Source organism: Xanthomonas sp. DAR 80977 (assembly GCF_041240605.1).
GTDB classification, from domain to species: domain Bacteria; phylum Pseudomonadota; class Gammaproteobacteria; order Xanthomonadales; family Xanthomonadaceae; genus Xanthomonas_A; species Xanthomonas_A bundabergensis.
In genome coordinates this window covers 3,110,883-3,125,102 of the sequence record NZ_CP162487.1, presented here as the reverse complement: position 1 = coordinate 3,125,102, position 14,220 = coordinate 3,110,883, and the positions used below count along the sequence as shown (strand labels likewise).

Sequence of the window (14,220 nt, the reverse complement as noted above, 5' to 3'; positions counted from 1 at the left end):
TTTTTCTTTTTCACCACCTTGGACACTCGCTTGGACACTTCCATGCGAGTAGCGCACTACCTCACGCGCGGCGAGACCGGCCGCTACTACGTTCGTTTGCGCATTCCTGCGGATCTGCAGGCGCGCTTCGGGCGCAAGGTCGTCAAGCGCAGCACCGGCACGACGTGCGATCGCGCGGCGCTTGGCTACGCGTTGCTGATGCAGCAGCGCTATGCTCGAGCCTTCGCAGCCATCAGGAACGGCAGCATGGGATCGGAGCTGGATGAGCTCTTGAGGAGCCTGGAGGGCACGTCGTCCCTGGAGCTGATCCTCAAGGACGTGAAGCTGCCGGGCGGGGCCTCGTTCGGGCAGGTGGAGATCAACGACCAGAACGACTTGTCGTTGTTCCAGAAGCTGGCGGAGCAGCACGCGGTGCCCGTGCCGTCGTCTACACCGTTCCCGCCGCGCAGGGTCGTCAAGCCCATCGGTGAGGCTCGCCCTGTCGGCCTGACCCTCGCAGATGCGCGCGACAAGTATCTGGTCAGCATCCAGGGCAAGAACACCGCCAAGACCATCGTTCAGAAAACCCGGGCCCTGAAGGACCTGGAAGCCTTCGTGGCGAGCCAGCGCAAGGGCAAAGGCAAGCAGTCGGTGATGTTGAAGGAACTGACGCGGACCGACTTCTCAGAGTGGTTCCTGCACGAGACCGCGCAGAAGCGGGTCATCACCTACATCACCAACCGTTTCTCGGCCTGCGCGGATTTCATCAAGTGGGCGCAGACGGCCGGGCACTACCCGCAGGGCGACAACCCGGCTTCCGGGCACGCCTCCGTGCCCAAGCAGCTGAAGAAGCAGCGGGCGAAGAGCCATGGCTCGCAGGCCTTCACCCCGGATCAGGTCAAGCGCATCTTCGACCCGGAGAACTTCAAGCAGCTGAAGGGCGACGCGGCGCGGTGGCTCCCGCTCATCCTGCTCTACACCGGCGCGCGCTCCAATGAGGTGGCTAGGCTGGAACTGGAGGACTGCCGAGAGGAAGACGGCATCCCCATCTTCCACTTCACCTGGATGGGCGAGGACAAGAGCCTCAAGACCGATGCCAGCGATCGGAAGACACCCGTGCACCCGGACCTCATCAAGCTGGGCTTGTGGGAGCGCGTGGAGCGGCTCAAGGCCGCTGGCGAGACCAAGCTCTTCCCCGAGCTCAGCTTCGACGCCAAGAACGGCCCAGCTGGTCGCACCCAACACGCCTTCTCACGCTACCTGGTGAAGCTGGGCATCAAGGCGCGCGGTGGCGGCAGGGTGGGGCACCACAGCTTTCGGGACACCGTCATCGGCGCGCTGAAGGCGGCTGGGGTCCACCGGGAGATGCGGGAGGAATACACCGGGCATGAGCTGTCGGACCGGCAGGAGCATGCCCATGCGTATGAGACGGAGTTCAGTCCAAGGATGCTGGCCAAGGCTTGTCATCCGGCGCTGGTGTGGGTGGTGGACTGTAATTCTCTCGGGGATCGTTAAACTCAGGGTTGACTTATTGTAGCGAAGCACGAGATTTGGCTCCCGACGGCCCCGTAAGTTGCTTGGAGTTATGGTTGCGCCGCCACTGCTCTTCCCATGCAAATTTTTCGACCAACGCTTCGCGGGTCCGTGTAGATGAAGGCTAAGGCGGGCGGAGCGTAGTCGCACTGCGGTAGTCGGCCGCCTTCCATTTGCGAATCAATTCAGCAGCAGCAGCGGAGGGAAGGAGGGATCCCTAGTAGTTGTGCACCTCGGCAGTAGTTGGGAGAGCCGTGCGCCGGCCAAGGTTAATTCGCCGTTGGTCGGAATGCTGCGCGCAGCTTATAGCAGGCCGGGTTAAGTGTAGCTACCTTATCTCTGTGCCACGGTGGCACCATCAGGGGAATGCCATGAAAGGAATTAAGGCTATTGTTGCCGCGATTGCGCTCGGTCTTTTATCCGGTTGCACGCTCTTTAATACCAAGAACGGGCCAGTGGATGTGGGAAGAAATGCAGCCAGCGTGCCGATGGTTATTGCTTCTTTGCAACGGGCACTCGACGCGTCCGGCAATCATTCGGCATTTGATTCTGGGGAAGCTTACAAGTTCGCGGACGCCAAGTGCGCCGAGGAGACGAAGCGAGCTCAAGTGGATTATGACCTCAAATGCCCGCAACTTGTCAAAGAGGCTCGCCATGAGTGCAACAATGCTAGCGGACCAGCGGCGGTCGAGCTTTGCAGGGATTTCCTAACACGAGCGCATGCCCAGTGCGATGCTGGCGCGAGCACGCCGAAGATCTGCGCAGAGGTCAAGAGAATCGGGCCGCTTAGAATTAGGTCTGCCACATTTAGGTTTGCAGCGACCACGGTTCGGACTGCCGGTGCTGGAGCATCATTAAAGCTACTTTCAGCGAAGTATGCCAGGGTATATGAACGCGCAAGCTCTTACGAAATTGTCATGGTGCCTATGCCTGCGGCTGCGGATGTGGACCATGCTATTCCATACACAAGCGGTGACGATGGTCTATACCTTCAGCTGTCCAATGCTCTCACTGCCGTCCTTGACGCAGCAGTCCTTCCACAGGAGGCGGCAGCGGCGAGGGTGGCAGCGGCGGCCGAGGACGAGGGAATGAGCGCGGTTGCTCGGGCAGTTAAACAAGCGGCGGATAGGGCGGCCAAGATAAGTGGGCTGACTCCGGCCGTGATGCGAGTAACGGGGCCTAAAGGCGCTACGCCGGGTTTAATGGCCGATTTTCAGCCAAGCAAGAACCTTGCGCCTGCTCTGATGCTGAACAGCGCTAGATTCACCCTTGATTTGAACTACAGCACGGACTGGTCGGGTGAATTCACTTGGACATTATCGGCATTAAAGGTGGCGGATGGGACCGCTGGGGCGAGCTCAACGAACACCATAGGTAACACCTTGACGATTGAGTTCGAGCGTTAGTTTCGCTGGCAATTGGCGGCAGCTTGCCATCCAGTGTTGGGGTGGGCTGTTGGCAAAAAACTGCTCGACACTTCTGGAGTATCAGCGCCGGGTGAGAGGGTGCCTTCTATTCATCTTGGATGAAAAGGCAAGAGAATCAATGGAATGCCTGAAACGACACTGGGCCCTTAGGGCCCAGTGGTGGATTGGAGATGTCAGGCTGGACCTGCTTCTCTGTGACAGTAGTCGCAAAGAAAGGCCTGCCGGTCAGCTTTTGACGATGTCTCTCATGGCTGCTCACTCCATTGGTATGTAACAAAAGCGTTTCATGGCTAGTAGCAAATGTCAAGCCCTGGTGTGAAGACCAAAGCCTAAGCTTCATGCTGCCTGCTAAACGCGCGGCACCCAATCTATCAGAAACCCCTGCCCCGGGAAGAGTGCTCCATCTAATTCCCAGTGATAGATTCCCCCTTCTTCGTCGATCTGTTTGACTATCTCAGGGCGTGGGTGCAGGGTCATCGCACGAACAGAGAAGCTGCGATCTCTGTCATAGACCTGAACGGACATCTTATCAGTAGGAAGCATGCTGCAAATAGCCTCTTTGCCTGTTCTTGGGCTGATGCGAATGAACTCCACTACGCAGTCAATAATATCTTCAGGTTCGACGAGATGATCAAGTTTAATGCTCCACCACTGGTGCATCTCCGTTTTGTCTTGTTTTATGGCGTTTAATTCATCTCCGATTAATTCGGTGGTCCCTGCTTTGAATTTAGTTACTTTGTGTTCATCGCCTAATGATTTCATTACGTCAAAACCAACTGCCATTGGGTATGTTATGGCTGTTGAATTCATGTTTTTGATTTTGTATGAGTGCCTAAATACTATTTTTGCGTTGTTCGCGTCGTAGGGCTCCAGGCGTAAAACGTAAATGCTGTCCATTCTCAAGAAGTTGCTTCTAAGCATCTGCTCCTCGATGGCTTTAAAGAAATTGCTTGGTATATTTCTTTCGTATACAGTCTGAAATATTTTTTCATTGATTGCCTTTATTTGTGCTTCTCGTTGATCGGAGTGCGCAGAGTTGATTGTCTCGATGAGATCCCGTTTTTCTTTTTCGTGCCGTTTTCTGTTGAAGGCTTCAATCGAGAAGTTAATGATGACCGCCACCATGGCTGCGAGTCCGACTTCTTTCATGAATATGGCAACGACTTTGATTCCTGTTTCGGATATGGAGAAAATGTTGAAAATTGATAAAGGCTTATTGGTTGCTGCTAGTAATGCGTAGCACAGTAGAAAAATTGCCCCAGATGCCGCAATTACGCTATTGGTTGCCTTTGGGTTTTGGAGAGCTTTGGATAGTAGGGTGTCATCTGCTTGTTTTGTCATTGCTGGCGTCCATCTGTTTTGTATAATTTATTTGTGGATGTGTTTGATATGGTAAGTTGTTGAGCGCTATCTCCAGGAGGTTTGTCGCTTTGTTCGATGAACTAGTAAAATTTATTGCGTAAAGGTGGCTGCGTCGACCATGGACCTTGCGAGAGAAGCTTTTGTCTTTATCTTCGACCGTCACATCATCGGCGGCTTTTTTGGTGAAAGCTGCAGCTCTTAATCCATCTGTCTATTTTTGTAGACATCGCCCTTCCACAAAGCTGCGCCGTTAAGCACTTCTGTCTTGCCCTGGCATCGGCCTAGGTCATTGCGCCGTCGAAGCAAATGCGAAAGGTCTCCGTGGTCGAGGCCGTCTGGCTGCTCCAGACTCCGATTTCCACGACTCAGCAGAAAAGAGGGGCTTCTTGCTCAGCAGAATTCAGCGCCGCCCTGGTTTCCTAGCTGGCCCTGCGTTTGAATAGGCTAGGCCGCTTCCCGGCTCGGCTGTTAGGCGTATAGATGGGGAGCGATGCCGCTGACTTATGTGCTGTCCTGCCGTCGACGTTAGGCTTGATAGCAATCATCAAGGCGCCTTATCGGTCAAGACTTCCGAGCTCACGGAAGAAGTTGGACTCCTGTTTCGGCGCCCCATAGGGTTTGGGTGCTGAACCACTAGACGGCCGTCAGCGTGCCTATGGAGGGCTGATGGCCAACTCCTTTAAACTCTTGGCCTCCGGGATAAGACCCATGTTCCTAACAGGCGATGCGCTGAATGAGTAAGAAAACCCTGGAGTCGATCACCTCTGCCAAGGCCAAGATCGAAGAGGAACTCCGCAAGCTTGAAGAGCAGGAGCAGGCTCTTCGCCAAGAACAGGCCGCCGCCGCTGTCGCGGAAATAACGAGCCTGCTGAGCCAATACAGCGACTACTTCACCCCGAAGCAGAAGGCCGAGCTGGCGGTGGCCATTGGCGCCAGCAGCCCAGGCCGTGGCCGCAAGGCTGCTCCGACCCAGGCCAAGAAGGAAGTCGCCCCCAAGTATTGGTTGCCTCATACCCACGAGACCTGGAGCGGCCGGGGTCGTCCCCCGCGCGCCTTCACGGCATGGGAGGGCACCGCTGCCTACAAGCAGTGGAAGGCCAGTCACCCGGACGAGAAGTTTCCGAAGTATCCGGGCTGATCAGCAACGTGGATATGGGGTGTCCGATGGATTGGGATCCTCGGACCGCCCCTGAACTCGTCAGCGTGGGCAAGGCAACGCCGAGTAGGTCGATGCAGGGCCGCTTGGCGCTTGGTCGTCAGGCGGGGATCTCACAGGCTAAAAAATCCTACGCCTGTCTCAGAATTTGCAACAAAGACCGTTAAGATTGGCGCCGCCAAGGAGCTGGATGCTGCGGCTGCCGGCACCACAACTCAATCGAAGCTCAAGGATGACGCTATGTCGAACCCCCACGTTCGCCTCTGCCGCCGTATCGGCGTGGCCTGCCTGTTGCTGCTTGCCGGCGTGCTGGTTTCGCCGCTGACCTATGCGGCGCCACAGACGCAATACGGCCCGCCTTATACATCTGATTCCACCAGCGGTTCGCAGTCGTTTCCGACCGTAAGCGCTGCAATCCAGTTCATCATCGATGGCGCCATGCGGCTGTGCGATTCGGGGCCCAACGGATGTGTCGATCCACCTGTATTCACCGCGTCTTATAGCGACGGCTATACCGCTGCAAAGGTGTATCGCAACGGGTATTGGTGGGGCAATGTCTACGCCAACGACAAAATTTCAGGCCAGGGTCAACCGGTCAAGAACACCGGCAGCTGCAACACCATGTGCACTGGTGGGCTGGGTCAGGCCGGCGACAACACCGGCCCGCATGGCAGCAGTGGCAATGCCGCGCTGAAGCAAGGCGGTGCGCATCGGGGAAGTGCCTTTGAAGGCGATCCGATCAACACCGCTACCGGCAACATGTTCCGCCAGGACACCGACTACGACTCGCCGACTTGGCTGACCCTGCGCCGCTTCTACAACAGCAAGACCTTCGTGACCGCTGTGACGCTGGGTAACCAGTGGCGTCACTCTTTCGAGCGCAGGCTAGACCTGATGATCTCAGGTGTAGCAAACGGTGGAAGCCGGATCGATGTCCAGCGTCCCGATGGTGGTGTAGAGCGGTTTCGTCCCAGCAACGGCGTGTGGGCGCCCGACCCGGACATTGCCGACACGTTGACCGAGCGCCGCGACGGCGCTGGTGTGTTGCTCGGTTACTCCCTGGTAGTTGCCGCCACCCAACAGACGGAGATCTACGACGCCGCGGGATTGTTGCGCTCGGTCTTCGATCGCATGGGCCAAACGGTCTTGACGCTGACTTACAGCGATCCGCCGGTGGTGTCCGGCACCAAGACCCCGCCCAACCTGCTGCAGCAAGTCACCGACGCCGGCGGCCGCTCGCTGGGCTTCGCCTACGACAGCAACAATCGTCTGAGCACGGTCACCTTGCCCGATGGCGGCACGCTGACCTACGGCTATGACAGCACCGGCAACCTGACCTCCGTGCAGTATCCGGACGGCAAGACGCGCCAATACGTATATAACGAGCCGTCGCTCACCTCGAATGCGAACCTGCCGACCGCGCTGACCGGCGTCGTCGACGAGAAGGGCGTGCGCTTCGAAAGCACCGGCTATGCCAGCAATGGCAAAGCGATTTCCTCCAGCTTCGCCGGCAATGTCGATACGACGCAGGTGGCGTATTCCGCATCCACCTCCAACTGGGGCATTCCGGCGACGGTGACGTCCCCACTGGGAACCCAGGTCTACCTGAGCTATACCGATAGTGGTTACGGTGCTTTAAGGCCAACCGGCGCTGGCACGGCGTGCGGCGAACAATGCAACCAGCCGTGGAAGTCGCTGACCTACGATGCCAGCGGCTACCCGGCGTCGGTGACCGACTTCAAGGGCACGGTCACCAAGACGACCTATGCGGCGGGCGGCCTGCTGACCCAGCAGATCGATGCATCCGGCACCGCGCAGCAACGCACGACCAACACCACCTGGAACGCCAGTCTGCGCGTGCCGCTGACCCGCATCGTGCTCGACGCCGCTGGCGCCACGGCCGCCAAGTCGGCCGGGGCCTACAACGCACGCGGCCAGCAAACGGCGCGTTGCCAGGTGGATCCAGCCGTGTCCGCGGCCATGAGCTACAGCTGCGGCAGCGCGGCCAAGGCGCCGGCCGGCGTGCGCCAGTGGCTCACCAGTTACTGCGATACCGTCGATGGCACGCAGTGCCCGCAGATCGGCCTGGTGCTGAGCCAGGACGGCCCGCGCACCGACGTGGCCGATACCACCACCTACCGCTACTACCTGACCGCCGACGAATCCGGCTGCGCCAATGCCGGCGGCGCCTGCCATCGCGCCGGGGACCTGTATCAAGTGGTCGATGCGCTGGGCCGCGCCACCACCTATGTGGCCTACGACCGCAACGGCCGCCCGACGCGCACCCAGGACGCCAATGGCCTGATCCGCGACCTCGCCTACACCCCGCGCGGCTGGGCGGCATCGAGCACGTTGCGCGCGAATGCCGACGGCACGCCGTCGGACCAGGACCAGGCCACGCTCGTCGCCTACGATGCGGTCGGCAACGTCAGCAAGGTCACCGATCCGGACGGCACGGTCGTCACCTACGGCTACGACGCCGCGCACCGCCTGACCGACGTCACCGATGGCGCCGGCAACAGCATCCACTACACGCTGGACGCCTCCGGCAACCGGGCCAAGGAAGACACCAAGGACGCGTCCGGCACGCTCAAGCACACGCTGTCGCGGATCTACAACAAGCTCGGCCAGCTGGCGACCCAGGCCACCGCCGAGGCCGATCCCACCGACTTCAGCTACGACCTCAACGGCAACGTGCAGTTGGTCACCGACGCACTCAAGCGGAAGACGCAGACCGACTACGACCCGCTGGACCGGGTCAAGCAGACCCAGCAGGATGTCGGCGGCATCGCTGCGAAGACCCAGTTCGACTACGACGCGCTGGACCGCACCACCAAGGTTACGGACCCCAAGGGCCTGGCAACGAGCTACCAATACAACGGGTTTGGCGACGTGCTGAAACTGACCAGCCCCGACACCGGCGTGACCAGCTACACCTACAACAGCGCCGGTAACCTCGCGACCCAGACCGACGCGCGCGGCACCAAGACCAACTACGTCTTCGACGTGCTCGGCCGCCTGGCCAAGGCGACCTACGCCGACAAGGCGCTGATCGCGACCTACACCTACGATGCCAGCCAGAACGTGTGCGCGGCCGGGGAAACATTTGCGCTGGGGCGCTTGAGCAAGCTGCAGGACGGCAGTGGCACGACCCAGTATTGCTATGACCGGTTCGGACGCGTCGTGCGCAAGGTGCAGACCACCAACGGCAAGGCGTTCGCGCTGCGCTACGCCTACACCAAGGGCGGCCGCCTGAGCCGGGTGACGTATCCGGACGGCGCGGTAGTGGACTACGTGCGCAACGCGCTGGGGCAGGCGACGGAAGTGGGCGTCACGGTCGCAGGCGGCACCAGGCAGAAGCTACTCGGCGGCGCCACCTATTACCCGTTCGGCCCCAGCGCCGGCTGGTCCTACGGCAACGGCCGGCCGCTGCAGCGCGTGCTCGACCAGGACTACCGCCCGCTGGCGATCCAGGACAGCCGCAGCGACGGCCTCAACATCGGCTTCGCCTTCGACCCGGTCGGCAACCTCACAGCGCTGACTGCGCCGGGCAATACAGCGCCCGTGGTCAGCCTGGGCTACGACACCCTCAGCCGCCTGACCGCCTTCAAGGATGGTCCGACCGGCACGGTGATCGACGGCTACAGCTACGACGCCACCGGCAACCGGCTCAGCGCCCAAGTCAACGGCAGCACCCAGACCTACGGCTACCCGACCGACAGCCATCGCCTGGCGAGCGTGGCCGGCGCCGCGCGCAGCTACGACGCCGCGGGCAACACCACGGCCATCGACGGCACGGCACGCGAGTTCGCCTACGACGCGACCGGACGCCTGAGCCAGGCCAAGCGCAGCGGCACGCTGGCGATGGAGTATCGCTACAACGACCGCGGCGAACAGGTGCGCCGCTTCCTCGGCACGACCAACACCTACACGCTCTACGACGAAGCCGGCCACTGGCTGGGCGACTACGACAGCAACGGCAAGGCGCTCCAGCAAGCCATCTGGCTCGACGACCTGCCGGTGGGCGTGCTGGTCGGCACTGCCTTGAACTATGTGCAGCCTGACCATCTGGGTGCGCCGCGGACGGTCATCGACCCGGTGCGCGATGTGGCGATCTGGACCTGGGACATCAAGGGCGAGGCCTTCGGCAACACGCCCCCCGACCAGGATGCGGATCGCGATGGGACGGCGTTCGTGTTCGGGATGCGCTTCCCAGGGCAGCGCTACGATAGTGCGACGGGGCTCAATCAGAACTATTTCCGGGACTACGATACGGGCAGTGGGCGATATGGGCAGAGTGATCCATTGGGCCTGGGTGGTGGCATTAGCACGTATGCTTATGTCAATCTGAATCCTATCTATTCGGCAGATTTTTACGGACTGGAAGCACCAGGCTGGTGGTCTTTTCCCCCAGGTGAGCAGAGAGATAGGTGGCGTGAATCCCAGGAGCATGGGTATAAGGGTGATTTTAACTTACAGGCCGGCTTGGGAATTTCTTACGGTAATTTCGCAGTGGGAGGCGGTGGTGAAGGGGGATTTGTCGTCGATACGACTGGAAAAATGTGTTTGTATGTGAAAGGCTGCGGGACTTCTCCAGTGGCAGGTGGTTTCATTGGCGGCCTAGGTGGTACTGCGGGGGTTTCCTGTGGTACTGGTGGTTTATCAGAAGGCAGAAGTAAGTCAATGCAGCTGCAAGTGGGGGCGATGGAGGGTGCGGGAGCTAAAGGGTCCGTTGAGATGGCGCGTGATGGAAGCGTCTCGGCTGGGATTAACGCCGGCATAGGATCTCAGGTTTCCGGCGGACTTCAACAATGTGAGACAAGGATACTATGGTGCACAAAATAGACTGGAGAAGAATAAGGTCTGATAAAAATCTTATATCAGGTTTTTTAATATTCATCTTTGCGTATATTAGTCTTTTGCTTTGTTGGGCTGTAGAGTATTTTGCGGGATTTAGGGTCTACAGGCCGGTCATTGGTTTATTGTGCATCATCGCTTTTGTCGATGTTGCAGCACTTGCGTCATATTTGTTTGGGAATTATGTTGTAAAGAAGGATTGAGGCTTTATTTAATCCGTGTCCTTCTATAGGCATGGTCTCTGCGGGGTTTTCTGACGCCGTAACGGGCGCTCAACTGATCGTGTGTCCGAATTCCTCGTGTCAACCTGTCTCCGTCGTCAGGCCACTTCACCCACCATGGCTGGGGGACGGGGGCCAGAACCTCCACTCAAGCGCCGACGACCAAAGGCCTCGCATGCGAGGCCTTTGCTTTTTGTGCCTAAGGGCTCCTTGGCTAGGCAGGGATCTGTGTCAAAGCCAGTAGCCGACCTGCGGGGCGCCGTTCACTAGGGTGAGCGCTGCTGACGTAGAGTCATCGGCCGTAGGATTGGAAGGAAACGTCACGCCGCCAAACACGACGTTGGACTGCTTGCAGGCGAGGAAGAAGGGGTAGTAACGAGAATAGTCCATGGTGGCACCGTCGACGCCCGTGTGGCTGCCGACTTCCCCGCCGAGCACGTAGAAAGTTGGTGCACCCGAAATGTCAGCGCTCATTTCGTCCAAGAATTCCTCGCCCAGCAGGAAGGCATTGTCGCGATGTGCTCCATTCGCGTAGACGCCATTCCCATCGGCGTTCTGGCCCGTGGCGAATACGATAAGGCACGGCCCGGCGCCAACGCTCCCGAACACCGTCGCCGCCTCCAGCTCAATGCCTACCACCTCTTGGTCTTGCTCGAACTCGTCAGTGAACGCCACCTCACCGCGTTGAAGGATTGGATTGGCGCCGCTGATGATCCGCTTGATGGCGTTGTCCGCGGTGGTTTCCAGTGCCTGTCTAACTGCCAATGGCACGTCATCCAATGCGATGATGTCCTCGCCCTCCATGAAGTTGTCATCGATCGGATTGTAGGAGTAGCCCGTGTCCTGGTCGGTCCACAAGCCCTCATCGTCGTCGTATTGCCACATCGCTGCATTCCTCGAAGTTGTTGTTTGTTTAAAGCCAGCTCCCGAAGCGATTGGAGCGGCATCAGTCCTGGCGCGGGCCAGCCTTTCTGAAAACGCCATCGCGTCCCTCGCGTGAAAGCACTACAGGAAGGGGCAGGAATCCTTCACTCAGACGTCGACAACCAGGGGCCTCGAATGCGAGGCCTTTTGCTTTTTGCGTCTAGGGGAAGCTGGAAATGCCGTAACAAGGGCCGCCGTCCGGCACACATTTGTCTATCTTCGTAGACGTTTTGAGCGGCCATGGGGCTTGCGCTTGCGCACCCATCTGGCCAGCAGTAGCGTTTTGGCGACGCTTTCTCGTCAAGGAATGAACGATGAAAACCCTCTCCGGCGCATTGCTTGGATTGGCCGGGCTGGCAGCTGGCCTCTCTCCGGTCGCCAAGGCAGCAGACCAGGTGATGAACCCAGCCGACGTTATCGAGGGCATGGGGGAGCGCGTGCCGCCTGGCAAGAAAAACGTCAGCCTGTCGCCACTCTTCAAGGCTTACACCTTCGAGAAGGCCGGCCTCAAGTTCGTTCAAATCAACTCGCTGCAGGACGACGTCATCACGGTCATCGTCGTGACCCCGGGCGCCGAATCCCGCCTGCCAATTGGCTCGGCTGCGGCCCAGCCGCTACTCGTGCTCAAGGATGATCCGGCCAGCTGAGTTGGCGTCCTGAGGGCGCTATCCAGTGGGGTCGCCTACCTAGAGGCCCAGGCTTGCCTCTAGGTTGCTGCCTGGCCGCGGCAAGCCTGCCAAAAGAAAGCCCCAGGTGACCTGGGGCTTTGGAGGGAGTGTGTTGCGCCGGCGCGTGATCAGCTCAGGTCGCAGTTGCTCGGCAGCGCCCACGTCGAGCTCGGCAGCATGTTCTTCACCGTAGCCGATGCCGTGATGCCGACATTGCTGGCGCCGATGAGCTCTTCCAGATCGGCGATCGAGACGATGTAGTCGTCCAGGCTGCCCAAGCCGGTTTCGTTCGGGATGATCCAGCTGATGGCCTTCTCAGCACCGGTGCTCGGGTCAGTGGTGATGATCGTTTTCCAAAAGTATTCCGGTGTCCGGATGCCGTGGCTGGATAGGAAATAGTCGTTCGACGTGTCGCCGAAGACCACGCCGCCGTAGACCTTCACCGGCTTGATGTCGCGGTAGCACTCGGCCACGTTCTCGGCCTGCACCCAGATCCCCTGATTGAAGCCAGACACCTGCGGCACGATGTTGGACATCAGGTTGGCGCGAACGATGTAGGTCGCGTTGTAGTCCATGTGGTTGGACGTGACCAGGTGGCCGCGGTCGTAACCCGAGCGCACGCTGGCGTAGGACTTGGTGGAGGTCTGGCCGCCGCAGCCGCTGGGCAGTGTGGTGTCGAGGTTGAAGTCAGAAGGGCGAGCCGCGGAGCCGGTGTCCGCGTTGAGCGAGTATTCGTAGCGCGTGGCCGTGTGGGCGGTGCAGTCGTAGGTCAGGGTGTAGCCACCCTTGTTGAGGGTGACGACCTGGGCCTGGGCAGCAGCGCTGAACGTGGTGAGCAGGAATACGGCAAGGAAGATCCGGAATCGCATAGCGGCACATCTCCATGTGTTTTTTGGGGACGCACGAACCCCGCGGGCACGGAACGAGGCCGTTGCCTGTTGAAGGACGCGCGAGTTGACGGAGGTGAAGCAGACAGCGAGAGCTGGCTCGGTTGGCCAGTGTGGTGGGGGATACAGCCACCGCGCCCCTTTGCCACTGAGTGGCACGCGGTGATCACAGGTATCTAACAGAGCGCCGCCGGGGTCAACCGCGGATTGGCCAAGTTGTGACCAAGCTCCATGTGCTGGCGATTGTTAGGTAAATGCGTCGAGGTCGTAACATCCGTGAAGCAAACGCTTCTGCCTGACCAGCTTCTGCAGTTGCCACGGTCCTGTCGCTATCACAGCGGCATGCGAGGACGACAGCCGGCGAGAATTTCTACTTGGTCGTTAGCGAAGCTTCGCATCCAGGTATTGAAAAATCGTGCGTGCAGAATTGATGACCAGGCACGCCTCATCGCGCTCAAGCAGCTCATCGTTCGCGTGAGCCAAGCTTGCGTTGTTTCGAGCTGGATTGAGGCAATCCATGACATTGCTCAGGGACGTGAGCACTTTGGTCATGGTGTCGGGCTGTGGGCCAAGATCACTGAGGCGAGGGTGTTGTTGCCGCAACAACTTGAATAGATTTGTGATCGTTGCGCCGAGCGGAATCTCGATGCCCTGGGCTCTACAGACTGCTTTGAGGTAAGCGTGCATCGCGGTGTGCACGCGGTCTACCGCATGCGTTGGGCCACTCGTGCCGATCAATGTTGTCGCATCGGTCAAGGCGCGCTGCAACAGCTCGCTACTGATTTGCGGGCTGACGGCCTCTACCGATAGGCCGTCGGCGCAGCGCTTTGCCAGCGCGAGAAGCTTTTGATAAGCGGAGGTGGTCCGCTGGTGTTCGGTTCCCGGAGGATATTTTCTTGCTATCCCGCGCAAGATCGCTGCTTGTGTGAGCGCAGGTGCCGCCGTCAAGACCGCGATGAAGCGCTCGCGAGTCGTATTGCCAGGGAAAGCCTCTGGGTCAAGGTCCACGTCGCAGTAAGCGCTGTAGAACTCTTTGTGGGTCCGGTAGGTGAAATCGCCAAGGTAGCCGCCTTCCACGCCGATGTAGCTGGACACGACCCAGTAAATTTCGGTGCTCCGAAGCTCGCCCATATGCCCCCGCTGGCAGCTTGCCCCGGTATGGATTGCACGAGGCGTTGCGCGCATTATAGGGGTGGGCCGTTCGGG

The 14,220-nt window shown here is 59.4% G+C and carries 9 protein-coding genes; 5 read left to right on the top strand and 4 right to left on the bottom strand.

What is annotated here, in order from left to right; all coding sequences use genetic code 11:
* Positions 1-30: 30 nt before the first annotated feature.
* Both AB3X10_RS13165 and AB3X10_RS13160 read left to right on the top strand, forming a co-directional pair.
* Entirely contained in the window at positions 31-1,494 is a 1,464-nt protein-coding gene (locus AB3X10_RS13165) for a DUF6538 domain-containing protein (protein WP_369975513.1), read from the top strand.
* Positions 1,495-1,883: 389 nt separating this feature from the next.
* Positions 1,884-2,918 carry a hypothetical protein gene (locus AB3X10_RS13160; RefSeq protein ID WP_369975512.1) on the top strand — a complete coding sequence of 345 codons (1,035 nt, stop codon included), beginning with the start codon at positions 1,884-1,886 and terminating at the stop codon, positions 2,916-2,918.
* A 369-nt stretch (positions 2,919-3,287) separates the two neighbouring features.
* On the opposite strand, the gene AB3X10_RS13155 is transcribed toward AB3X10_RS13160, so the two are convergent.
* Positions 3,288-4,280 (bottom strand): hypothetical protein, encoded by a 993-nt coding sequence (locus tag AB3X10_RS13155; RefSeq protein ID WP_369975511.1) that lies wholly within the window; start codon positions 4,278-4,280, stop codon positions 3,288-3,290.
* Positions 4,281-5,034: 754 nt separating this feature from the next.
* Between AB3X10_RS13155 and AB3X10_RS13150 the strand changes: the two genes are divergently transcribed.
* Positions 5,035-5,439, top strand: coding sequence for an H-NS family nucleoid-associated regulatory protein (locus tag AB3X10_RS13150; protein WP_369975510.1), 405 nt, complete (start codon positions 5,035-5,037; stop codon positions 5,437-5,439).
* 258 nt (positions 5,440-5,697) lie between these two features.
* On the top strand, positions 5,698-10,302 hold the full coding sequence (locus AB3X10_RS13145) for an RHS repeat-associated core domain-containing protein (RefSeq protein WP_369975509.1): 4,605 nt from the start codon (positions 5,698-5,700) through the stop codon (positions 10,300-10,302).
* Between the two features lie 464 nt (positions 10,303-10,766).
* Here the strand turns inward: AB3X10_RS13145 and AB3X10_RS13140 are convergent, their stop codons facing one another.
* Positions 10,767-11,420, bottom strand: a complete 654-nt coding sequence (locus AB3X10_RS13140) for a hypothetical protein (RefSeq protein WP_369975508.1) — start codon at positions 11,418-11,420, stop codon at positions 10,767-10,769.
* A gap of 353 nt (positions 11,421-11,773) precedes the next feature.
* Here AB3X10_RS13140 and AB3X10_RS13135 point away from each other — a divergent pair, with 353 nt between their 5' ends.
* Positions 11,774-12,106 (top strand): hypothetical protein, encoded by a 333-nt coding sequence (locus AB3X10_RS13135; protein ID WP_206228437.1) that lies wholly within the window; start codon positions 11,774-11,776, stop codon positions 12,104-12,106.
* A gap of 149 nt (positions 12,107-12,255) precedes the next feature.
* Here the strand turns inward: AB3X10_RS13135 and AB3X10_RS13130 are convergent, their stop codons facing one another.
* The gene (locus tag AB3X10_RS13130) at positions 12,256-12,996 is read right to left on the bottom strand and encodes a DNA/RNA non-specific endonuclease (protein WP_369975507.1); all 741 of its coding nucleotides are present in this window, start codon (positions 12,994-12,996) and stop codon (positions 12,256-12,258) included.
* A gap of 399 nt (positions 12,997-13,395) precedes the next feature.
* A complete protein-coding gene (locus tag AB3X10_RS13125) occupies positions 13,396-14,109 on the bottom strand; it encodes an abortive infection family protein (protein ID WP_369975506.1) in 714 nt (237 codons plus the stop codon).
* Positions 14,110-14,220: the final 111 nt, after the last annotated feature.

Bases quoted from the DNA above. Each gene is read 5' to 3' on its own strand.
- AB3X10_RS13145 (WP_369975509.1), top strand. From the start codon at position 5,698: ATGTCGAACCCCCACGTTCGCCTCTGCCGCCGTATCGGCGTGGCCTGC.
- AB3X10_RS13150 (WP_369975510.1), top strand. From the start codon at position 5,035: ATGAGTAAGAAAACCCTGGAGTCGATCACCTCTGCCAAGGCCAAGATC.
- AB3X10_RS13130 (WP_369975507.1), bottom strand. From the start codon at position 12,996: ATGCGATTCCGGATCTTCCTTGCCGTATTCCTGCTCACCACGTTCAGC.
- AB3X10_RS13160 (WP_369975512.1), top strand. From the start codon at position 1,884: ATGAAAGGAATTAAGGCTATTGTTGCCGCGATTGCGCTCGGTCTTTTA.
- AB3X10_RS13135 (WP_206228437.1), top strand. From the start codon at position 11,774: ATGAAAACCCTCTCCGGCGCATTGCTTGGATTGGCCGGGCTGGCAGCT.
- AB3X10_RS13155 (WP_369975511.1), bottom strand. From the start codon at position 4,280: ATGACAAAACAAGCAGATGACACCCTACTATCCAAAGCTCTCCAAAAC.
- AB3X10_RS13140 (WP_369975508.1), bottom strand. From the start codon at position 11,420: ATGTGGCAATACGACGACGATGAGGGCTTGTGGACCGACCAGGACACG.